At 71.9% G+C, this 19743-nt stretch carries 21 protein-coding genes and 1 pseudogene; 12 read left to right on the forward strand and 10 right to left on the reverse strand.

Annotated features, from left to right (window positions below):
- Positions 1 to 125 precede the first annotated feature (125 nt).
- A complete protein-coding gene (locus AC0VY3_RS01435; RefSeq protein ID WP_103510970.1) occupies positions 126 to 1139 on the forward strand; it encodes a GlxA family transcriptional regulator in 1014 nt (337 codons plus the stop codon).
- Positions 1140 to 1221: 82 nt separating this feature from the next.
- Here the strand turns inward: AC0VY3_RS01435 and AC0VY3_RS01440 are convergent, their stop codons facing one another.
- Complete coding sequence (locus AC0VY3_RS01440) at positions 1222 to 2538, reverse strand: LAETG motif-containing sortase-dependent surface protein (RefSeq protein ID WP_103510969.1); 1317 nt, start codon at positions 2536 to 2538, stop codon at positions 1222 to 1224.
- Between the two features lie 477 nt (positions 2539 to 3015).
- Positions 3016 to 4005 carry a GlxA family transcriptional regulator gene (locus tag AC0VY3_RS01445; RefSeq protein ID WP_475548711.1) on the reverse strand — a complete coding sequence of 330 codons (990 nt, stop codon included), beginning with the start codon at positions 4003 to 4005 and terminating at the stop codon, positions 3016 to 3018.
- A 71-nt stretch (positions 4006 to 4076) separates the two neighbouring features.
- On the opposite strand from AC0VY3_RS01445, the gene AC0VY3_RS01450 reads away from it, so the two are divergent.
- Positions 4077 to 4460 (forward strand): cupin domain-containing protein, encoded by a 384-nt coding sequence (locus AC0VY3_RS01450; protein ID WP_475548712.1) that lies wholly within the window; start codon positions 4077 to 4079, stop codon positions 4458 to 4460.
- A gap of 111 nt (positions 4461 to 4571) precedes the next feature.
- On the opposite strand, the gene AC0VY3_RS01455 is transcribed toward AC0VY3_RS01450, so the two are convergent.
- Positions 4572 to 5024 carry a spore-associated protein A gene (locus tag AC0VY3_RS01455; protein ID WP_475548713.1) on the reverse strand — a complete coding sequence of 151 codons (453 nt, stop codon included), beginning with the start codon at positions 5022 to 5024 and terminating at the stop codon, positions 4572 to 4574.
- Between the two features lie 311 nt (positions 5025 to 5335).
- Between AC0VY3_RS01455 and AC0VY3_RS01460 the strand changes: the two genes are divergently transcribed.
- Complete coding sequence (locus tag AC0VY3_RS01460) at positions 5336 to 5941, forward strand: maleylpyruvate isomerase family mycothiol-dependent enzyme (protein WP_475551620.1); 606 nt, start codon at positions 5336 to 5338, stop codon at positions 5939 to 5941.
- A 99-nt stretch (positions 5942 to 6040) separates the two neighbouring features.
- On the opposite strand, the gene AC0VY3_RS01465 is transcribed toward AC0VY3_RS01460, so the two are convergent.
- Positions 6041 to 6721 carry a fascin domain-containing protein gene (locus AC0VY3_RS01465; protein WP_475548714.1) on the reverse strand — a complete coding sequence of 227 codons (681 nt, stop codon included), beginning with the start codon at positions 6719 to 6721 and terminating at the stop codon, positions 6041 to 6043.
- Between the two features lie 434 nt (positions 6722 to 7155).
- Between AC0VY3_RS01465 and AC0VY3_RS01470 the strand changes: the two genes are divergently transcribed.
- A complete protein-coding gene (locus tag AC0VY3_RS01470; protein WP_475548715.1) occupies positions 7156 to 8106 on the forward strand; it encodes a phosphatidylinositol-specific phospholipase C in 951 nt (316 codons plus the stop codon).
- A 12-nt stretch (positions 8107 to 8118) separates the two neighbouring features.
- On the opposite strand, the gene AC0VY3_RS01475 is transcribed toward AC0VY3_RS01470, so the two are convergent.
- The 5 genes from AC0VY3_RS01475 to AC0VY3_RS01495 form a co-directional block, all read right to left on the reverse strand.
- Positions 8119 to 9492: a sensor histidine kinase gene (locus tag AC0VY3_RS01475; protein WP_242738801.1), complete on the reverse strand. Its 1374-nt coding sequence runs from the start codon at positions 9490 to 9492 to the stop codon at positions 8119 to 8121.
- Positions 9493 to 9584: 92 nt separating this feature from the next.
- Positions 9585 to 10322, reverse strand: coding sequence for a response regulator transcription factor (locus AC0VY3_RS01480; protein WP_103510962.1), 738 nt, complete (start codon positions 10320 to 10322; stop codon positions 9585 to 9587).
- Between the two features lie 69 nt (positions 10323 to 10391).
- On the reverse strand, positions 10392 to 11486 hold the full coding sequence (locus AC0VY3_RS01485) for a S1C family serine protease (RefSeq protein ID WP_475548716.1): 1095 nt from the start codon (positions 11484 to 11486) through the stop codon (positions 10392 to 10394).
- An 89-nt stretch (positions 11487 to 11575) separates the two neighbouring features.
- Positions 11576 to 12616 carry a LacI family DNA-binding transcriptional regulator gene (locus AC0VY3_RS01490; RefSeq protein WP_103510960.1) on the reverse strand — a complete coding sequence of 347 codons (1041 nt, stop codon included), beginning with the start codon at positions 12614 to 12616 and terminating at the stop codon, positions 11576 to 11578.
- A gap of 189 nt (positions 12617 to 12805) precedes the next feature.
- The gene (locus AC0VY3_RS01495) at positions 12806 to 13612 is read right to left on the reverse strand and encodes a response regulator transcription factor (protein ID WP_103510959.1); all 807 of its coding nucleotides are present in this window, start codon (positions 13610 to 13612) and stop codon (positions 12806 to 12808) included.
- A gap of 269 nt (positions 13613 to 13881) precedes the next feature.
- On the opposite strand from AC0VY3_RS01495, the pseudogene AC0VY3_RS01500 reads away from it, so the two are divergent.
- The 8 genes and pseudogenes from AC0VY3_RS01500 (at position 13882) to AC0VY3_RS01535 (ending at position 19327) form a co-directional block, all read left to right on the forward strand.
- Positions 13882 to 14761 (forward strand): annotated as a pseudogene (locus AC0VY3_RS01500) (alpha/beta hydrolase).
- A gap of 58 nt (positions 14762 to 14819) precedes the next feature.
- Entirely contained in the window at positions 14820 to 15074 is a 255-nt protein-coding gene (locus AC0VY3_RS01505; protein ID WP_103510957.1) for a MoaD/ThiS family protein, read from the forward strand.
- 10 nt (positions 15075 to 15084) lie between these two features.
- The gene (locus AC0VY3_RS01510) at positions 15085 to 16491 is read left to right on the forward strand and encodes a hypothetical protein (RefSeq protein WP_475548717.1); all 1407 of its coding nucleotides are present in this window, start codon (positions 15085 to 15087) and stop codon (positions 16489 to 16491) included.
- A gap of 140 nt (positions 16492 to 16631) precedes the next feature.
- Positions 16632 to 17321 carry an LmeA family phospholipid-binding protein gene (locus AC0VY3_RS01515; protein WP_242738716.1) on the forward strand — a complete coding sequence of 230 codons (690 nt, stop codon included), beginning with the start codon at positions 16632 to 16634 and terminating at the stop codon, positions 17319 to 17321.
- Between the two features lie 197 nt (positions 17322 to 17518).
- Positions 17519 to 17599: a putative leader peptide gene (locus tag AC0VY3_RS01520; protein WP_350310325.1), complete on the forward strand. Its 81-nt coding sequence runs from the start codon at positions 17519 to 17521 to the stop codon at positions 17597 to 17599.
- Between the two features lie 165 nt (positions 17600 to 17764).
- The gene (locus tag AC0VY3_RS01525) at positions 17765 to 18604 is read left to right on the forward strand and encodes a sulfurtransferase (protein ID WP_103510954.1); all 840 of its coding nucleotides are present in this window, start codon (positions 17765 to 17767) and stop codon (positions 18602 to 18604) included.
- A 39-nt stretch (positions 18605 to 18643) separates the two neighbouring features.
- Positions 18644 to 18931, forward strand: a complete 288-nt coding sequence (locus tag AC0VY3_RS01530; protein ID WP_003968135.1) for a DUF1416 domain-containing protein — start codon at positions 18644 to 18646, stop codon at positions 18929 to 18931.
- A gap of 138 nt (positions 18932 to 19069) precedes the next feature.
- Positions 19070 to 19327 carry a DUF3099 domain-containing protein gene (locus tag AC0VY3_RS01535; RefSeq protein WP_030078377.1) on the forward strand — a complete coding sequence of 86 codons (258 nt, stop codon included), beginning with the start codon at positions 19070 to 19072 and terminating at the stop codon, positions 19325 to 19327.
- A 4-nt stretch (positions 19328 to 19331) separates the two neighbouring features.
- On the opposite strand, the gene AC0VY3_RS01540 is transcribed toward AC0VY3_RS01535, so the two are convergent.
- Positions 19332 to 19694, reverse strand: coding sequence for a DsrE family protein (locus tag AC0VY3_RS01540; protein ID WP_032766303.1), 363 nt, complete (start codon positions 19692 to 19694; stop codon positions 19332 to 19334).
- Positions 19695 to 19743: the final 49 nt, after the last annotated feature.

The raw sequence follows: 19743 nt of genomic DNA on the forward strand, positions 1-19743 counted from the left end.
TGAGCTCGGCTCGGGTGGCGAGCTGTCTCAGACGCTAGGGCCCGGTGTCGATGTCCACAATGACGTCTAGCATGCAGATACCGACATGCGCGCGGGCTGTCGGTGTCACGTCAGGAGGCTCGTCCATGGACACCGCCGGACGAACGGGCGCGGTCGCGCGGCTCGTCGTCATCGTTCTCTTCGAGGGCGTCGACCTGCTCGACGTCACCGGACCGCCGGAGGTGTTCTCGCTCGCCCGGCGCGAGACCGACGACGCGGCCGGGTACGAGGTCGTGCTGGCCGCCGCCTCCTTGGAGCCCGTCACCACCGGCGCCGGGGTCCGCATCCTCCCCGACCTCACCTTCGGGCAGGCCGCCGGGCGGAGCATCGACACCCTCATCGTGCCCGGCTCGGTGGAGATCGACAGCGAGCGGCGGGTGCACGCGCTGGTCGACCCCGAGCTGGTGGAACGGGTGAAGGAACTCGCCGCACGGACCCGGCGGGTCACCTCCGTGTGCGTCGGGGCGCACCTGCTGGCCGCCGCCGGACTGCTCGACGGCAAGCGCGCCACCACCCACTGGTCGACCGCGCAGCAACTCGCCGCCGATCACCCGGAGATCGAGGTCGACGCCGATCCGATCTTCATCCGCGAGGGCGACGTCTGGACCGGAGCCGGGATCAGCGCCTGCCTCGACCTGTCGCTGGCCCTGATCGCCGACGACCTCGGCGAGGCGATCGCGCTGCGCGTCGCCCGGCAGCTCGTGATGTATCTCAAGCGGCAGAGCGGACAGAGCCAGTTCAGCGTTCCGCTGGAGCAGATCTCCACGACGCGGCGCATCGAGGACCTCCGCCACCACATCCTGCGCAACATCGGCCGCCGGCTCACCGTCGTGGACCTGGCCGCGTACGCCCATGTCAGCGACCGCCACCTGACCCGGATCTTCAAGACCGAGCTGGGCATGACCCCGCACGCCTACATCGAGTCCGTACGGGTCGAGAAGGCCCGCAACGAGCTGGAGTCCTCCGACGCCACCCTCGAACGCATCGCGTCCGTCTGCGGGTTCGGCACGACGGACACCCTGGTACGGGCGTTCCGGCGGCGGCTGAACACGACGCCCACGGAGTACCGGCAGCGGTTCCGGTCCCCTGTGGCCATCTGAGCAGTGAGGGGGCGGGGCCCGGACAGGCCCCGCCCCCTCACCCCTTCATGCCTTCGCGGCTTCCAGGTTCACGCCGTCACCGTCAGGCGTCGGAACCGGCCTTCCGGCGGCGTACGACGAACATCGCCGCCGCGCCGAGCACCACGGCCGCACCGCCCGCGAGAGCGATCGAGGTGGTGGCGGAGGACGAACCCGTGGCGGCCAGGTTGCCGTTGGCGTCGGTCTTCACCGGGGTGCTCGACGTCGTGCCCTGCGGCTTGAGACCGGTATCGCTCTTGCCGGGCTTCTCGGTCTTGACCGGCTTCGCGTCCGCGGGCTTGCCGGGCTTGCCGCCGGCGGCCTTGACGTCGAACTCGTACATGTCGGCGCCGGGCGCACCGCCGCAGGAGCCGTCCTCGTTGAAGAATTCGGCCGCGATGAACGCGACACCGTTGCCGGCCGGTGCGGCCTTGTCGACGGTCAGCCGCAGCTTGACGTCGGCGTGCGCACCGGGCTTCAACGCGCCGATCGCGTCGATGTAGTTGTACTTGTTGATGTTCTGCCACTTCGGCGAGGACGTGGTGGACCACTGGAGCTGGAAGAACTTGCCCGTGTCCTTGAGCCCGGACCTGTCGGTCGCGTGGACACCGGCGTACGTGATGATCTCGTCCATGTGCCGGTCGCTGCCGTTGGTCACCCGGATGGAGAAGGCGGTGGTCGTCCCGGCGACGAGCGTGGACGGCAGGCCGGTGACATCGGCGGTGAGGTCGAGCTCGGGCTCGCACGCCTGGCCCTCCTCCGCCTCCTTGATCGCCTTGGCCAGCGCCTGGTCGGCGGCGGTCTTCGCGGCGAGCGCGTCCGTGAGGGCCTTGGCGACCACGTTGTAGGCGCGGAAAGCCTCCACCCGCGCGTCGTCCACCGCCTCGGTGGCCTCGGCGGACTTGGTGTCGGCGGCGCTCTTGGCGGCGGCGGCCGTCTTCGCGGTCGCCTCGGCCTCGGAGAGCGCGTTCGCCGCGGCGGTCCGCTCCTCCTCCGTGGCCGTCTCGGGCAGTGCGTCGACGGCGGCCTTCGCATCGGTCACGGCCTGGTCGGCGGTGGCCTTCGCGGTGGCGGCGTCCTTCGCGGCCTGCCCGGCGGCCTTGGCGGCGACCGCGAGCGGGTGGGTGCTGTCGAGGGCCTCCAGGGTCTCCTCCAGCTTCGCCTCCGCGTCGGCCTTCGCCTTGACGGCCTTGTCGTACGCCTTCTGCGCCTCGGCGGCCGCCTTCTCCAGCTCCTCGATGCTCGGCTTGCTCTGCTTGCTCTGCGTCTGTGACGGGGCGGCCGGCTTGGTGTCGGCGACCGCGGGCGTGACGGAGAGCAGCACGGCGGGGGTGGTCACGGCGAGGGCGACAGCCGTGGCGAGTACGCGGCGAATCTTCACATGATCCCTTGGGTCGGGTCCGGAACGGCAGATGAACGCTGAGGGTCGGCTGCCGCAGCGGAATGGATCACGCGGGCGGCCTGTGCCGATCGTATGAGGATTCTGTGAGGAGCCGGCCGAATAATCCCGGGGCCCGGGACGGGGCGGTGTCCTGCGGAGCGGACAGACTTCGCCAAAGCGCGCAGTTGCCCTCGGTTTCTGCCTTTTCGGTGTGACGAAGGCCATGCGGCCGTGCTCCACGCGCTGATGCGCCCCGCCCGCAGCCGTCCGGTTCGCCTCCGGGCGGAGCGGATCGTTCCGTCAGGAGTGCGAGGCCTTGGGCCTCTTCACCGTGCCGGACGGAAGGGCGAAGGAGCCCGCGGCGAAGCCCTCGAAGGTGCTGCCGGGGGCGGTCTTCACCGAGGTCCAGGGGACGACCAGGCGGTGGTGTGCTGGGGGCAGCCGCCGGCACGGGCCGTTCCCATGGTGGCCGCTCGCTCAGAGGTCGCCCCGGCGCTTTGCTGTTGCTGCTTCGCCGAAGAGGCGACGGTACGCACCCGGCGTCGTCCCGAGGGCGGCACGGAACCGCCGCCGCAGGTTGACCGCCGAGGACAGCCCGGCCCGGACGGCGACCGTCTCGACGGGCAGATCGGTCCGCTCCAGCAGCGACCGGGCCGCGTCGATGCGCTGCTGGAGCAGCCACTGCCCGGGGCTGACGCCGACCTGGCGGACGAACCGGCGGGCGAAGGTGCGCGGGGAGAGTCCGGCGTACGCGGCCAGCCGGTCGACGGAGAGGTCCGACTCCAGCCTGGTCAGCGCCCACTCCAGCACCGGGGCCAGGGAGTCGTCCGTGCCCGCGGGGGCGGGCGGGGCCGCGTACTGGAGCTGGCTGCCGTCCCGGTGCGGCGGCAGCACCATGCTCCGGGCCACCTGCGCGGCGTAGAAGGCGCCCAGGTCGGACCGTACGAGATGGAGGCAGAGGTCGATGCCCGCGCCGCTGCCCGCGCTGGTCGCCACATCACCGTGGTCGACGTAGAGCACGTCACCGACGACGGTCACCTCGGGGAAGGCGTCGGCCAGCAGCTCGCTCCGCCGCCAGTGCGTGGTCGCGCGGCGCCCCGCCAGCAGCCCGGCCCGGGCGAGGACGAAAGTGCCCGTGCAGATCGACACGATGCGCGCCCCGCGCCGATGCGCCGCCCGCAGGGCCTCCAGGACCTCGTCCGGCACCGGCCCGCCGGGCGGCTGCCAGCCCGGCACGATCACGGTGTCCGCCCTCCGCAGGGCGTCGAGGCCGCTCTCGACGAGCAGCGCGTGCCCGACGGTGGTGAGCAGCGGGCCGGGCCGCCGGGTGCAGACCTCGAAGGTGTAGTGCGCGGACAGATCCGGGCGGTCGGCACCGAAGACCTCGGCGGCACAGGCGAGTTCGAAGGGCGACTGCGGCTCGTTGAGCAGCGCCACCACATGATGCGGGGCTCCGGATACGGGCATGGCAGGAAAGTACCCGAGGATGTCATCCCGGACACTCGCCCCGGGTGATCGGCCCACGTCACGGTGGAGACATGAGCGAGGACACGCGAACAGACGCGGCGACGACGCGAACCGACACGGTGACGGCACGGACCGATGCCGCGGACCCTCTGAAGACCGTCGTCCAGGTCGACGACGTCGAGGCGCACGAGGTCGCCCCCGGGATCCGGCGCCGCAGGCTGCTGGCCACGGCGTACGCCCGGGGCTGGCTGATCGACTTCGCGGCGGGCGCGGAGTGGCCCGAGGTCGACGAACACCGGACGGAGGAGCGGTACTTCGTGCTGAGTGGTGAGGTCATCGACGGCGGCGAACGCCACGGTCCGGGGGTGTACGTCGTGTTCGCGCCGGGCAGCGAACACCGGCCGCGTACGGAGACGGGGGCGCGGATGCTCGGCATCTCGCTGATGACCGCCTGAGGCCGAGGCCGATGCGTTTCGGCTGCCCGCCCGGAACAGGGGACCGGGCGGGCGGCCCGAGGCCCGCTGTGCGCACACCACACAGCGGGCCGCTTCCGGATCGGTGCGGGGTCAGTGCCGGACGGCGGCCAGGGAACCGCAGTTGGTGCCGTTCTTGCCGGCCACCTCGCCGGCGATCTCGCCGCGCCACGTCACGCACAGGCCGCGTGCGTCGAGGTGGGCCGGTCCCGCGTACGTGGTGTAGTACCCCGTGTCCGTGAGCGTCGTGGTGGGCGAGGCGAAGCCGAGCGAGGCCGTCATGTGCACGGCCTTTCCGGGCTTGGCGCGGACGGTCACCACGCAGTTCTTGCCGGTGGCGGAGTTGTAGGTGAGGAAAACCGTGCCCTGCGCGCCGATCTGCGCGGAGTTCACCACGGAGTAGCCGCCGCCACAGGCGCCGTTGTACTTCGCGGCCGCGGCGGCCTCCGGCTCCGCCGCGACGGCGGCCGGCGCGAGGGCGACCGCGGCGCAGGCGGTGGCGGTGACAGCGGCGCCGATGGCTGACGCACGTCGGATGTCGGTCATGTCGTTCCCCGGTTTCTCGGTCGGTCACTGCGCGACGCCTGGTCGGGCGCCCGGATCCCCGCCCGTCCACGTGGCGTGGGTCAGACTCTGTCGGACAGGCTGTGACGCGGTGGAGTTGTGCTCCGGGATCCCTGTCACGAAGTCATGACACAGTCGGACAAGATCGCTTTTCCTGATCCATGTCCGGTGGCCGGGGGTGCGATGAGTTTCGGTGGCGTCCGGGGTCTCATCCGGTGGACGTGGTCACCGGTCGAGTGGAGGCAGCCGTGAGAGGCGATGCTAAGGGCGATGTGAAGCGCGGGGTCTGGCGGATGGTGCACGCCGAGCGGGCCGCACTGGCCGACGACCTCGCGCGACTGGATCCCGGGCAATGGGACACACCGTCGCTCTGTGCGGGGTGGACGGTGCACGATGTGGCCGCCCATCTGGTGGACACCGCCCGGACGACGCGTATCGGCTTCGTGGCCGGCCTCGTACGGGCGCGGTTCGACTTCGACCGCCAGAACGCCCGCGGTGTGGAGCGCGAGCGCGGGGCCACGCCGCAGGAGACGCTGGAGCGGCTGCGCCGGGTGGCGACGCGGCGGACCGGGCCTCCCGCCCCGCTCGACACCCGGCTGGTCGAGGAGGTCGTCCACGGTGAGGACATCCGCCGCGCCGTTGGCCTGGTTCGTTCCTATCCGCGGGAGGCCGTGGTCCGGGCGCTGCGGTTGCAGGCGCGTACACCGGAGTCCTTCGGCGGAGCGAAGGAACTGACGGCCCGCGTACGGCTGTCGGCCACGGACGCCGGCCTGTCGATCGGGGCGGGCCCGAAGGTGACCGGACCCGCGCTGTCCCTGCTGCTCGCGGTGTCCGGGCGGCGGGTGGCGGCCGGGGAGCTGGACGGGCCGGGGCTCACCCTGCTCGCGGCGAACGGCTGAGGCCGTGGCCGTGACCGTGACCGTCCTCGGAGACGGCCGCCCGGCGCAGACGGCGCCTCCGGCCTCCTCCGTCCGATGCCGGAGGAGGCCGGGGTGCGGTCAGCCGTCGATGCCGTACAGGTCGAACTGCTCCCAGGAGCCGGTGACTTCGGCGGAGCGGGCGCGCAGTGTGTACTGGAGCGAGCCCGTATAGCTGTTCTCCATCGCCACGAAGAGGTTGTTCAGGGTGGACCGGAGCGCGTACAGGTTCAGTTCCTCGTTCTGGTAGAGCTCGAACCGCTCCCAGCCGCCCGCCGTCGTCGAGCGGGCCCGCAGTGCGTTCTTCGTGTTGCCGGTGAAATTCTTCTCGACCGCCACGTAGCGGTTGTTCGCGAGGGACTTCATGGCGAACGTCTGGGTGGCCTCGTCCCACTCGAACGCGAAGCCCTCCCATGCGCCGGTGGCTTGGGCTGAACGGGCCCGCAGTACACCGGTGTTCGGCGCGGCGTAATTGATCTCGGTGGCGGTGAACCTCCCGTTGCGCACCGACTTGAGGGCCAGGTTCGAGGTCTCGTCCGCCCGGGCCGTGGCGTCTTCGCCGGAGGCGGCCGCGGACGGCGTTGACCGTCTGCCGGTGGCGCCGGTGAGGTGCGCCAGGTCGTCCCCGCCCAGCTTCTCCCAGCCTGCCGGTATACCGGCTGCCGGGGCCGGCCGGTCGTTCCGCGGGGCGGCGCCGGCAGCCGGTGCGGCCAGGGCGGAGGCGGTCAGCACGGCGGCCAGGGAAAGGAGGGTGGAGGTCATGCGTCGCACGGGTATTCCTCACGTTTCGTCGCGGCGGATTCCAGGGTCCGGACTCCAGGTCCGGAATGAATGCGCTGGGCGTTTGCCGCCCATGAATGGGCCCCAGGGTATGGGCAGTTCACGATCTCCGGCAAAAGCTTTTCCGGCATTCCTTGAATTCCGGCGACGGTCGCGATGAATATATTCTTCCGCGGTTTTCCGTTAAGAAAGAAGACTCGCCTCGTTTCCGTCCCGGCCACGTCCGGCGGGGTGGTGAAGGGTGCGGCGGTGGGCGCGGTCGGCGGCGGCGCGCTGATCATGAACCCGTCGCTGCCGGTGAGTCCGAAGCGGGTGGAGCGCGCCGACGCCGAACGCCGTGTGCCCTCTTCCGGAGGTGACGTGTGCCCGACAGAATCCAAGGGCCCAGCCCCCCACGGCCCTTGGAGGCGCCCCGCATGTCTCATCCCGCGCGCACGCCCAACTCCCCCTCCGCGCCCACCCGTAGAGGCTCCTTGCCCACCCGCAGGGGATTCCTGGCCGGGGCGCTCGCCGTCTCCGCCGCCGCCGTCGTCGGCGCCGCACCCGCCGTCGCCGCCACCCGCGAGGGCGCCCGGGCGGTCCGGGGCACCCAGGACTGGATGGCCGCCCTGCCCGACTCCACCGCGCTCCAGCGGCTCACGATCCCGGGCACGCACGACTCGGGGGCCCGGTTCGGCGGCCCCTGGTCGGAGTGCCAGAACACCACGATCGGGCAGCAGCTGGAGAGCGGCATCCGCTTCCTCGACGTACGGTGCCGGATCACCGACGGCTCGTTCGCGATCCATCACGGGGCCTCGTTCCAGAACATGATGTTCGGCGACGTCCTGGTCTTCTGCCGGAAATTCCTGGCCGCGCGGCCGACCGAGACCGTGCTGATGCGGGTCAAGCAGGAGTACTCCTCCGAGAGCGACGCCGCGTTCCGGGCCGTCTTCGACGACTACCTGGACGTACGGGGCTGGCGGTCCCTGTTCCGCCTCGACTCCACCCTTCCTGACCTCGGCGGGGCCCGGGGCAAGGTGGTGCTGCTCGCGGACAACGGCGGGCTGCCCGGGGTGCGGTACGCGGACCCGGCGCTCTTCGACATCCAGGACGACTACATGGCGGAGCCGTTCGCCAAGTACCCGAAGATCGAGGCCCAGTTCCGCAAGGCGGCCCAGCAGCCCGGCAAGCTCTACATGAACTACGTCTCCACCGCCGCCCTGATGCCGCCCCGTTGGAACGCCGACCGGCTCAACCCGCAGGTGCACTCCTTCCTGGAGCGCTCCGAGACCGCCGGGTGGACGGGGCTCGGCATCGTGCCGCTGGACTACCCGAACCAGCGGTCCGGGCTGGTGGAGTCGCTGATCCGGCACAACCCGACGGGCTGAGCCCGGTCGTCCTCACATCCCCGGCGGCGGCGTCGGCGCCCCCGGCAGCGTCAGCGCCGCCACGGTCCCGGGGCCGCCGTCCGGGGCCGGGCGCAGCGCGATACCGCCGCCCGCCTGGTGCACCGTACGGGCCACGATGGACAGGCCCAGACCGGAGCCGGGGAGCTGGCGGGCGGACGGGGAGCGCCAGAAGCGTTCGAAGACGTGCGGGAGTTCCTCGGCGGGGATGCCGGGGCCCCGGTCCCGTACGGTCAGCTCGCCCCGGTGCAGCCGTACGTCGATGGTGGCGCCGGGCGGGCTGAACTTCACCGCGTTGTCCAGGACGTTGACGATCGCCCGCTCCAGGGCGGCCGGTTCCGCGCGGACGTACCACGGGGCCAGGTCGTCGGTGATCGTCAGCTCCGGGCCGCGCAGCCGGGCGCGCTGCAGGGCGGTGCGGGTGATGTCGTGCAGGGCCACCACCTGGAGCGGGCCGGGCTCGGCCGCGTCGGGGCGGGCCAGCTCCTGGAGGTCGCCGATCAGCGCGGCCAGCTCCGTCATCTGGGCCTTCACCGAGGCCATCAGCGCCTTGCGGTCCTCCGGCGGGATCACCCGGCCCGTCTCGTCGCTGCGGGCCAGCAGCTCCACGTTCGTCCGCAGCGAGGTCAGCGGGGTGCGCAGCTCATGGCCCGCGTCCGCGATCAGCTGGGCCTGGCGGTCGCGGGAGGAGGCGAGCTGGGCCGTCATCGAGTTGAAGGAGTTCGACAGCCGGGCGATCTCGTCCTCGCCGTCCACCGGGATGCGCACGGTCAGGTCCTCCGTGCGCGCCACGTGCTCGACCGCCTCGGTGAGTTCGTCCACCGGCCGCAGCCCGGCCCGCGCCACCCACAGCCCGGCCGCGCCCGCGCCGACGACGCCGATGCCGCCGACCAGGGCCAGCACCCAGGCGAGCGTGGACAGCGGCGCGTCGATCTCGCTGAGCGGGCGGGCCACCGAGACCGCGAGTTCGTTGTTGGCCTGGCCGGAGATGCCCACCGGCGGCAGCTTGCGGGTGTAGACCCGCATGTCCTGTCCGGCGTCGTTCTCCGTCGTGTGCAGGGCGTCTGCCTCCCGGCCCGCCGCCACCGCGATGTCGCTGGGCTGGGCGGGGACGGGCGTCGTGTTCGGGGCCGTGCAGTAGTCGCCGTTCGCCGCGACGATCTGCACGGTGTACTGGCCCGGGAACTCCTGGGCGGGCAGCTGCCCGCCGCTCAGGCACGAGGACAGCAGATCGCGCATCGGCGCGTTGTCCATCTTCGCGTTGCGCAGCGAGTCGTCGAGCTGGTCCTCCAACTGCTCCCGGGTCACGAACCAGCACGCCACCGCCACCGCGGCCACCGCCACCGCCACCGCCGTGGCCACCAGCATCGCGAGCCGGGAGCGCAACGGCAGCGACCGGAAGCGGCGCACCGGGCCCCTGCCGCCCCGCTCCCGCCCGCCCGTCGTGGGCGCCGGACCGCTCACGCCTCCCCGCTCCCGCCCGTACGCAGTGCGTAGCCCACCCCGCGCACGGTGTGGACGAGGCGCGGCTCGCCGCCCGCCTCCGTCTTGCGGCGCAGGTACATCACGTACACGTCCAGGGAGTTGGAGCTCGGCTCGAAGTCGAAGCCCCAGACGGCCTTGAGGATCTGCTCCCGGGTCAGCACCTGGCGCGGGTGGGACAGGAACATCTCCAGGAGCGTGAACTCGGTACGGGTCAGCTCCACCCGGCGCTCGCCCCGGGTGACCTCGCGGGTGGCCAGGTCCATGCGCAGATCGGCGAAGGAGAGGACGTCGTCGTCCGGTGCGTCCGCGCCCGCCGCCGACGCCGCGTACGAGCTGCGGCGCAGCAGGGCCCGGATCCGGGCGAACAGCTCGTCCAGCTCGAACGGCTTGACCAGATAGTCGTCCGCGCCCGCGTCGAGGCCGGTGACCCGGTCGCCGACGGTGTCGCGGGCGGTGAGCATGAGGATGGGCGTGGTCGAGCCGGTGGCCCGGATGCGGCGGGCGGCGGTGAGGCCGTCCATCCGGGGCATCTGGATGTCCAGGACGATGAGGTCGGGGGCGTAGGCCTCGGTCATCGCCAGGGCGTCGTACCCGTCGACCGCGACCCGCGTCCCGTATCCCTCGAAGGCGAGGCTGCGCTGCAGCGCCTCGCGCACGGCCGGTTCGTCGTCGACGATCAGGATGCGCTGGGGATCGTCTTCGGCGGGGCTCATCGCTGTCTCGTCCTCTTCTCGTCTCGACCTGGTCCGTCGCCCTGCGCGGGCGGTCTCAGCCTCGCACGGTCAGGAGCCGTTCCCGGCGCGCAGGGTGTCCAGGTCGGCCTTGAGCGTGTTCACCGGGATCGCGAAGCCGAGGCCCACGCTGCCCGCCGGGGAACCGCTGCCCGAGGCCGAGGAACTGGGCGCGTACATCGCGGAGTTGATGCCGATGATCTCCCCGTCCATGTTGATCAGCGCACCGCCGGAGTTGCCGGGGTTGAGCGAGGCGTCGGTCTGGAGCGCCTTGTACGTGGTCGTCTCCTCGCCCGTGTCGCCGTTGAACTGCCGGCCGCCGAACTCGAACGGCCACTGCCGGCCGCCGCCCTGCCGGCCCTGGTCCTGCCCGGAGCTGCCGGAGTCGTCCTTGGCGACGGTGACGTCCCGGTCGAGCGCGGAGACGATGCCGCTGGTGACGGTGCCGGTCAGCCCCTCGGGCGAACCGATCGCCACGACCTCGTCACCCACCTTGACCTGCGAGGAGTCGCCGAGCGTGGCCGTCTTCAGCCCGCTCGCGCCCTGGAGCTTGATGAGAGCGAGGTCCTTGTCGGGGTCGGTGCCCACGACGTCGGCGGTGTACGTCTTTCCGGTGGAGAGGGTGACCTGGATCTGCTGCGCGCCCGAGATGACGTGGTTGTTGGTGACGATCTCGCCGTCCTCGGTGATCACCACGCCCGACCCGGTGGACTTGCCCGCCGACGAGGTCGCGCCGATCTCCACGATCGCGGGCGAGACCGCCTCCGCGACGCCCGCGACGGTGCCCTTGCTGCTCTGCGAGACGGTGGTGCCGTTGACCGCGCCGCCGGAGCCGGTGGCGGCGGAGTTCTGGCCGTTCAGCTGGCCGATCAGGGTGGCGGTGCCGCCGCCGATCACGCCCGCCGCGATCGCCACCGCCGCCAGCAGCGCGACCGGCCGCTTGGCCCGGCGCCGGTTGGTGGGGGCGTACGGGGGCGGCGGCGGGTAACCGCCCGCGGCGCCGGCGTACGCCGTACCGCCCTGTGCCGTGCCGCTGTACGCCGCGCCGTCGTGCGCCGTGCCGTAGGAGGAGGCGTACGGGTACGCGGTCGGGTCCTGGTCCGTCGAGTGCGCGCCGCTCGGGCGAAGGTTCTCCGTCATGTGCATCAGGCTGGTCGGCGAACATGAGAAGGGCCTGAGTGCGTCCTGAGAAGCCCGGAAGAACCGCGTATGCCCGCTGTAAAGGCCGAAGCGGATCAGGCGGACGCGGAGGGCTCTCCGCAGCCGCACGAGCGCCGGACCACCAGCGCGGAGGGGAACTGCTTCAGCCGCTCGCGCCGCGATCCGGAGACCCGGAGCGAGTCGTCCAGCACCAGGTCCACCGCCGCCCGCGCCATCGCCGGCCGGTCGGAGTAGACCGTGGTCAGCGGCGGATCGGTGAGGCCCGCTTCCTTCACGTCGTCGAAGCCGGCCACCGCCAGCTCGCCCGGCACGTCGATGCGCAGCTCACGGGCGGCGCGCAGCACGCCGATGGCCTGGTCGTCGGTGGCGCAGAAGATCGCCGGCGGCCGGTCCGGTCCTGCCAGCAGCCCGAGGGCCACCTGATAGGCGTCGTAACGGTTGTACGGGGCCTGGAAGAGCCGGCCCTCCGTGGAGCGGCCCGACTCGTGCATCGCCCGGCGCCAGCCCTCGACGTGGTCGGCGACCGGGTCGCCGACCGACGGGGTTTCCTCCGTGCCGCCGAGGCAGGCCACGTACGCGTTGCCGTGCTCCAGCAGATGCCGGGTGGCGAGCTGGGCGCCGCCCACGTCGTCGGTGACGACGGCGACGTCGTCGATCGCCTCGGGGCGCTCGTGCAGCAGGACGACCCGGGCGTCCCAGGCCTCGATCTCGGCGGCGGCGCGCTCGCTGGGGCCCTGGCTGACCAGGATCAGCCCGGAGACCCGCATCCCGAGGAAGGCCCGCAGATAGTGGACCTCGCGCTCGTCGCGGTAGTCGGAATTGCCGACGAGCACCATCTTGCCGCGCTCGGCCGCGGCCTGTTCGACCGCGTGCGCCATCTCCGCGAAGAACGGCTGCCGGGCGTCCGGAACGATCATTCCTATGAGGTCCGTGCGGCGCGAGGCCATGGCCTGGGCGACCCGGTCGGGGCGGTAACCCAGCTCCTTGATCGCGGCGAGCACCCGCTCGCGCGTGGCCGGGGCGACCGGCCGGGGTCCGTTGTTGATGACGTAGCTGACGACCGCGGTCGACGTCCCCGCCAGTCTCGCCACATCGTCCCGCGTCACCTTGGCCACGCGCCGCAGTCTACGCGGATGGAACCAGGGGGTGTCCGGTGGATCAGGACCGGGGTCACGGCGTCTGGCACGGCACCTCGCGGCGTTGCCGAAACGTCCGAATCGCTCCGCGATGAGGACGCTCCGGCGCCTTGCGACGCACCGCACCGGACGCCGCGCTCTGTCCGGCCCTGACCCACCGGGCACCCCCTACCTCTTGGCAGCCTCTACCGGGGCTTCTTCCTCCGCCGTGGCCGAAGTGGACTGCTCCGAACGGGCGACGGGTCCGTCGGCCTTCGGCCGCCCGCCCGCGCGCTCCTTCGCCTCCTCCGCCGCGCGCTCGACCTTCTCCGGCGTGACGAAGCGGTAGCCGACGTTGCGCACGGTGCCGATCAGCGACTCGTGCTCGGGGCCGAGCTTGGCGCGCAGCCGCCGTACGTGGACGTCGACCGTCCGCGTACCGCCGAAGTAGTCGTAGCCCCAGACCTCCTGGAGGAGCTGGGCGCGGGTGAACACCCGGCCCGGGTGCTGGGCGAGGTATTTCAGCAGTTCGAATTCCTTGAAGGTCAGGTCCAGGACCCGGCCCTTGAGTTTGGCGCTGTACGTCGCCTCGTCGACGGAGAGATCGCCGTTGCGGATCTCCATCGGGGAGTCGTCGGAGGTGATCTGCTGGCGGCCCATGGCCAGCCGCAGCCGGGCCTCGACCTCCGCCGGTCCCGCCGTGTCCAGCAGGACGTCGTCCACGCCCCAGTCGGCGGTGACGGCCGCGAGACCGCCCTCGGTGACGACGAGGATCAGCGGACAGCCGGGTCCGGTGGACCGCAGCAGCTGACAGAGCGAGCGGACCTGCGGGAGGTCGCGGCGCCCGTCGACGAGGATCGCGTCGGCGCCCGGGGTGTCCACGAGAGCCGGGCCCTCGGCGGGGGCCACCCGCACACTGTGGAGCAGAAGACCGAGGGCGGGGAGCACCTCCGTCGACGGCTGGAGTGCGTTCGTGAGAAGCAGCAGTGAACTCATCGCCGCCCACCTGCCTGGTTCGGTCGATCGTGTTGCACGGTTCGCTCGCCCATTACGTCGGTCCTCCTCGTTCCCTGCGAGAGGGGCACTCCCGGGTCGGACCCGGGGGAGTATGCGGCACTGCTTCGTACGTCATGCGGGTTCTACGGTGCGGTCCCGCGCCCTGGGACCGCTGAGCTTGTGGAAACGTCGTCGTAACAACGCCGGTAAAGCACAAAAGGACCCGGGGGCTGCATTGCCCGGATCCTCTTCGCAGCAGAATAGCCCACATGAGTTCCGTGTCCGAGGGTCGATTCCTGAGTTCTTCTGTTCCCTTGCTCACGCCTCCGCCCCGTTGCGCCACCTTGCTGACCGATGACGGCGTACGGGTCGAGGCGGTGTACGAACCGTGTACGGCGGGTTCCGCGGCGGCGCGCGACGGGGTGGCCGCGACCTCCGCGGCGCACCCCGCGACGACCCCCGCGATCGTCGTCGCGCACGGCTTCACCGGCTCGGCCGACCGCCCGGCCGTACGTCGGGCCGCGCGGGCGTTCGCCCAGCGTGCGGCCGTGATCACGTTCTCGTTCCGGGGCCACGGACGGTCCGGCGGGCGCTCCACCGTGGGCGACCGCGAGGTGCTGGACCTGGCCGCCGCTGTGGCCTGGGCGCGGGAGCTCGGGCACACCCGGATCGTTACGGTCGGGTTCTCGATGGGCGGCTCCGTGGTGCTCCGGCACGGGGCTTTGTATACGGCGGGACCCACGGGCGATTCCCTGGACGATTCTTCGGACGCGGATACGCCCGTTCGCGTACCGGAGCGCGAGGGGCGCACGCAGCGCGCGCCGGCTGCACTGGGTGGTCACCCGCCCCACCGGCCGCCTCGTCGGCCGCTACGGATTCCGTACCCGCATCGCCACCGAGGAGTGGAACCCCGTCCCGCTCTCCCCGGTCGCCGCGGTCCCGCTCATCGCCCCGGCCCCGCTGCTCCTGGTGCACGGCGACCGCGACCCGTACTTCCCGCTGGACCACCCGAGGATGCTGGCGGAGGCCGCCGGGCCCGGCGGTGCGGAGCTGTGGCTGGAGCGGGGGATGGGCCACGCGGAGAACGCGGCGGACGACGCCCTCCTGGCCCGTATCGCCGACTGGGCGACGGCCGCACTGCCCGCGTGACCCATCATGGAGAGCTGACGCACGAGGCGTCCGACGAACCGACCGAAGGAGTGGCGCCATGGCAGCGGGGACGATCCGCTACTGGGCTGCGGCGAAGGCCGCCGCGGGCACCGCGGAGGAACCGTACGCGGCGGCGACCCTCGCCGAGGCGCTCGACGCGGTGCGCGAGAGGCACCCCGGCGAGCTGAGCCAGGTGCTGCGGCGGTGCTCGTTCCTCATCGACGGGAACCCCGTCGGGAGCCGCGGGCATGAGACCGTACGCCTTGCCGAGGGCGGCACGGTCGAGGTGCTCCCGCCGTTCGCAGGAGGGTGAACCGCAGGCCATGAGCAGCAGCGATCAGCAGTACCCGTACCCGTCTCCGTACGACCCCGAGCGGCAGCAGCCGCAGCCGTCGTCGCCGCACTGGCCCGACGGGACGGCGGGCGGGCCCGCCGCGCCGCAGGATCCGGCCGCCTTCGACCAGGGCGCGACGCAGACGTGGCAGGCGCCGACCTGGGACACGCAGTACCAGCCGACGATCCGCCCGGACGAACCGCACCGGGCGCAGGGGCAGGGTTACGGGCAGCCGGAGGCGTACGGGGCGCCGCAGCCGGATCCGTACGCACAACAGCAGCCCGGCACGTACGGGACGCCGCAGCCGCAGCCGCAGCCGCACGCTCCGTACCAGCAGCAGTACCAGGAATCCCGGTACCAGGAACCGCAGCACCAGGAACCCCGGTACCAGGAACCGCAGCATCAGGGGCAGCAGCACCAGCAGCCCCCCTACCGGCCCGCGGCGGCCGACACCGCTTATCTGCCGCCTCAGACCGCCTCGGGCTCCTTCCCGCTGCCGCCCGAGGTCCCGGCCCCGCCCGTCCCGCCCGCCGCACCGGCCGCGGCGCCCGGCTCGCCCTCCGCACCGGAGCGCGCGACCGGGCAGCCGGGGCCCGGTGACACGGGCTACAGCGCGCCCACGACGCTGGGCAACGCCCGGATCACCGACGCCCAGCGGGCCCGCGCCGAGGGCCGCTCGCCGATCATCGCGCCGGGGATGCAGCCCGCGGCGCTCACCGCCGTACTGGGCCTGCTGCTCGCGGGGGGCGCGGCGATCGGGACGTACGCCCTGCTCGTCCCGGTGGTGCTCCTCCAGGCGGTGACGGCCGCCGGATGGTTCCGGCTCAACGGCATGTGGCCGGCCCGCCAGGGCATCGCGCTCGCCTTCGCCGGAGGGCTCGTCGCCGATGTCGCCCTGCTCGCGGCGGGCCGGGAGCACGGTCCCGCCGCGCTGCTGGGCACCCTGGGCGTCTGGGTGCTGCTCACCGTGGTGCTCCAGCTCCGCAGCCACGCGGGGGCCGACGAGCGGATGTACGGGCTGATGGCCACCGTCGTCTCCGCGTCCCTCGCGGTGCTCGCCGGCGGACATCTCGCGGCGCTCCCGGACGCGGTGGCGGTCGGCGGGGTGGCCGTCGCGGCGGCCACGCTCGCCCGGGCCCTCCCGCTGCCCGGCGCGGCCTCCGTCGTGGTGGCCCTGCTCGCGGGTGCGGGCGCGGGCATCGCGGTCGGCGCGCTGACGGACTTCGGCGCGAAGGGCGCGCTGCTCGGTCTCGCGGCGGGCGGCGCCGCGCTCATCGGACTGCGGGTGGCGAGCTACGACTACCCGTCCCGGTTCGTGCACATGACCGCCGGGGTGGCGCTGCCGCTGACCGTGGCGGCCCCGGTCGTCCACCTGGTCGGCCGTGCTGTCCTCTGACGCGCCGTCCTGCGACGGCCCCTCGGGAACCGATGGGGGGCCGTCGCTCGTCGATCATCCAGGGTGCCCGCTCCTGTTCCTGCGGCAGTAGGCTCACGGGCGCCAGGGGGACCGATCGGCACAGGGTGGGGGAACGACACATGCGCGCACTGCGAATACTGCTGGTCCTGGTGGTGGTGGTCGGCGGCCTCTTCATCGCCGTCGACCGCGCCGCCGTCTGGTTCGCCGAGTCCGAGGCGGAGGACCGGGTCACGATCAGCGGGGGCGGCCCCGCCACGACGGAGATCTCGATCAAGGGCTTCCCCTTCCTCACCCAGCTCGCCGGTTCGCAGCTCGACCGGGTCGACGTCAGCCTCACCGGCATGGAGACCAGCGCCGCAGGCCGTGCGATGCGGGTCAGCGAGGTCCGGGCCGAGCTGCACGACGTGAAGCTCGGGTCCGGCTACCGGAGCGCCACGGCCGCCCGCGCCACCGGCACCGCGCTCGTCAGTTACGAGGATCTGACGGCGGCGGCCAGCGACGGCGTCGTCGTGGAGTACGGCGGCAACGGCAAGGCGAAGGTCACCGGCACGGTCGAGGTCCTGGGCCGCCCGATCTCGCGCAGCGTGCTGTCCACCGTGGCCCGCGTCGACGGTCACACGATCAAAATGCGCGCGGACAAGGTGCCGGGGGAAGGGCTTCCCGGCGTCGAGGAACTGATCCGCAAGAAGACCGACTTCGAGGGTGACGTCGACGGGCTGCCGAAGGGCCTGGAGCTCCACCAGGTCAAGGTGACGGAGAAGGGCCTGGAGATCTCGGTGACCGGCTCGGACGTTGCCCTGACCGGCTGACCGGCTGACCGGCTGACCGATCGATCCGGATGGTGAGACAACCGCGTCCGGTCCGCAGATGCGGGGAAGGCTCGGAGGGGCCCGGCGCGGGGCGGAGGGTCCGCCGACCCCTTCTTCGTCTCACATCACGGATGATCGTGTCTCATCATGCGACACGACGGTGACATCTCCGTCCGTACCTCCCTACGATCGGACCCATGAAGCGACAGGCGGATCTCACGAAGCGGCGGGCAGTAGACCTGTGCCGCGTCGCCGCCATGCTCTGTCGCACCTTCTGAGCGGGGCGTTCGCACCCGTCCCGCTTCTCCCCGGCCCTTCGACCGTAGTCAGGGCCGACGCCGTGCCCCGTACGCGCCGCGTTCCGTGCCTCCGCGCGTACACCCGCACCTCGCAACTCCGCGTTTCGCACCACCCCGCCGCAGACTGCCCCGGAGGAGAACAACATGAGCCGCAGCGACGTCCTGGTAGACGCCGACTGGGTCGAGGCCCACATCGACGACCCGCAGGTCGCCATCGTCGAGGTGGACGAGGACACCTCGGCGTACGAGAAGAACCACATCAAGAACGCGATCCGGATCGACTGGACCAAGGACCTCCAGGACCCGGTCCGCCGTGACTTCGTCGACCAGGCCGGCTTCGAGAAGCTGCTCAGCGAGAAGGGCATCGGCAACGACACGCTGGTCGTCCTCTACGGCGGCAACAACAACTGGTTCGCCTCCTACGCGTACTGGTACTTCAAGCTGTACGGCCACGAGAACGTCAAGCTCCTCGACGGCGGCCGCAAGAAGTGGGAGCTCGACTCCCGCGACCTGACCGACGTCGTTCCCACCCGCCCGGCCACCCAGTACACGGCCAAGCCGCAGGACGAGTCGATCCGCGCCTACCGCGACGACGTCGTCAAGGCCATCGGCAGCCAGAACCTGGTCGACGTGCGCTCGCCCGACGAGTTCAGCGGCAAGCTGCTCGCCCCGGCGCACCTCCCGCAGGAGCAGTCGCAGCGCCCCGGCCACGTGCCGAGCGCCCGCAACATCCCGTGGTCGAAGAACGCCAACGACGACGGCACCTTCAAGTCGGACGACGAGCTCAAGGCCCTCTACGAGGACGAGCAGGTCGACCTGGCGAAGGACACCATCGCCTACTGCCGCATCGGTGAGCGCTCCGCGCTCACCTGGTTCGTGCTCCACGAGCTGCTCGGCCAGGAGAACGTCAAGAACTACGACGGTTCCTGGACCGAGTACGGCTCCCTCGTCGGCGTGCCGATCGAGCTCGGCCCCGCCAAGTAACCCGACCGACCCGCACGACCCGACCAGAAGGACAGAACCATGTGTGGAGCACAGGCCGGTGGCCCCGACGCTTCGACGATCAAGCCCGGCGAGACCACCATCCAGGGCAGCGTGACCCGCGACGGCGAGCCCGTCACCGGTTACGTGCGGCTGCTGGACTCGACCGGTGAGTTCACCGCCGAGGTCCCGACCTCGGCGACCGGACAGTTCCGGTTCTACGCGGCCGAGGGCACCTGGACGCTCCGCGCCCTGGTTCCGGGCGGCAGCGCCGACCGCACGGTCGTCGCGCAGACCGGCGGTCTCTCCGAGGTCGCCATCGCCGTCTGATCCTTCGCGGGATCCGCGGTACGCCGTTTCCACGGCACCCAGAACGGCCGAAGGGCCGCACCCCAGGGGGTTGGACGCCACCTGACGCGGGGTGCGGCCCTTCGTGCCGTCCCGCCCGCGGAGTCCTACGCTGGGAGCATGTACGCCCGACGCAGGCGGAACTACTTCCTCATGATGGGCGGATGCATCGCGCTCTTCGTGTCCGCCTGGGCCGTGGTGCGCCTGTGGTCCATGCCGGTCGCCATCGGCATGTGCGTGGTCGCCATGGTGATCCCGCCGGTCGCCGCGATGATCGCCAACCGGCGGGGTCCGGAGGACCGTTGGTGGGACGACCCCTCCGGGGACCCGAAGTCCGACGAGTGGTGGGACGAGCTGGACGGCAAGAAGCGCCGCTGAGCCGTCAGTAGACGAGCGCCTGGGCGTCGTCGGCCATGGCCTCCTGCACGAAGACCTGCGCGCCCGCGATGCGTACGCCCTCCAGCACGTCCTTCTCCGTGATGTCGCGCCGGGCCGCGCATTGGGTGCACAGGGTGATCCGGCCGCCCGCCAGGATCGAGTCCAGCAGGTCGGGCAGCGGGGCGGCGTGCGGCAGTTCGAACTCCGCGGCCCGGCCCGGCAGCGCGAACCACGAGGACTCCCCGGTCAGCCAGAGCGAGACCTCGACACCGCTGGCGACGCCCACGGCCGCCACGGTGAAGGCCTGCGAGCAGCGCTCGGCGGCCTCGGGCCCGGCGGTCACCTTGATCACAAGCTTCTTCGGCATATGCCGAACTGTAATCGTCCGGAAGGCAACCTCCTCGCTGACCTGGGGG

The organism is Streptomyces sp. iso_384 (genome assembly GCF_056172905.1).

Coding starts and splice junctions, on each gene's coding strand:
- AC0VY3_RS01435 (WP_103510970.1), top strand. CDS start 126: ATGGACACCGCCGGACGAACGGGCGCGGTCGCGCGGCTCGTCGTCATC.
- AC0VY3_RS01445 (WP_475548711.1), bottom strand. CDS start 4,005: ATGCCCGTATCCGGAGCCCCGCATCATGTGGTGGCGCTGCTCAACGAG.
- AC0VY3_RS01450 (WP_475548712.1), top strand. CDS start 4,077: ATGAGCGAGGACACGCGAACAGACGCGGCGACGACGCGAACCGACACG.
- AC0VY3_RS01455 (WP_475548713.1), bottom strand. CDS start 5,024: ATGACCGACATCCGACGTGCGTCAGCCATCGGCGCCGCTGTCACCGCC.
- AC0VY3_RS01460 (WP_475551620.1), top strand. CDS start 5,336: ATGGTGCACGCCGAGCGGGCCGCACTGGCCGACGACCTCGCGCGACTG.
- AC0VY3_RS01465 (WP_475548714.1), bottom strand. CDS start 6,721: ATGACCTCCACCCTCCTTTCCCTGGCCGCCGTGCTGACCGCCTCCGCC.
- AC0VY3_RS01470 (WP_475548715.1), top strand. CDS start 7,156: ATGTCTCATCCCGCGCGCACGCCCAACTCCCCCTCCGCGCCCACCCGT.
- AC0VY3_RS01475 (WP_242738801.1), bottom strand. CDS start 9,492: ATGCTGGTGGCCACGGCGGTGGCGGTGGCGGTGGCCGCGGTGGCGGTG.
- AC0VY3_RS01480 (WP_103510962.1), bottom strand. CDS start 10,322: ATGAGCCCCGCCGAAGACGATCCCCAGCGCATCCTGATCGTCGACGAC.
- AC0VY3_RS01485 (WP_475548716.1), bottom strand. CDS start 11,486: ATGCACATGACGGAGAACCTTCGCCCGAGCGGCGCGCACTCGACGGAC.
- AC0VY3_RS01495 (WP_103510959.1), bottom strand. CDS start 13,612: ATGAGTTCACTGCTGCTTCTCACGAACGCACTCCAGCCGTCGACGGAG.
- AC0VY3_RS01505 (WP_103510957.1), top strand. CDS start 14,820: ATGGCAGCGGGGACGATCCGCTACTGGGCTGCGGCGAAGGCCGCCGCG.
- AC0VY3_RS01510 (WP_475548717.1), top strand. CDS start 15,085: ATGAGCAGCAGCGATCAGCAGTACCCGTACCCGTCTCCGTACGACCCC.
- AC0VY3_RS01515 (WP_242738716.1), top strand. CDS start 16,632: ATGCGCGCACTGCGAATACTGCTGGTCCTGGTGGTGGTGGTCGGCGGC.
- AC0VY3_RS01520 (WP_350310325.1), top strand. CDS start 17,519: ATGAAGCGACAGGCGGATCTCACGAAGCGGCGGGCAGTAGACCTGTGC.
- AC0VY3_RS01525 (WP_103510954.1), top strand. CDS start 17,765: ATGAGCCGCAGCGACGTCCTGGTAGACGCCGACTGGGTCGAGGCCCAC.
- AC0VY3_RS01530 (WP_003968135.1), top strand. CDS start 18,644: ATGTGTGGAGCACAGGCCGGTGGCCCCGACGCTTCGACGATCAAGCCC.
- AC0VY3_RS01535 (WP_030078377.1), top strand. CDS start 19,070: ATGTACGCCCGACGCAGGCGGAACTACTTCCTCATGATGGGCGGATGC.
- AC0VY3_RS01540 (WP_032766303.1), bottom strand. CDS start 19,694: ATGCCGAAGAAGCTTGTGATCAAGGTGACCGCCGGGCCCGAGGCCGCC.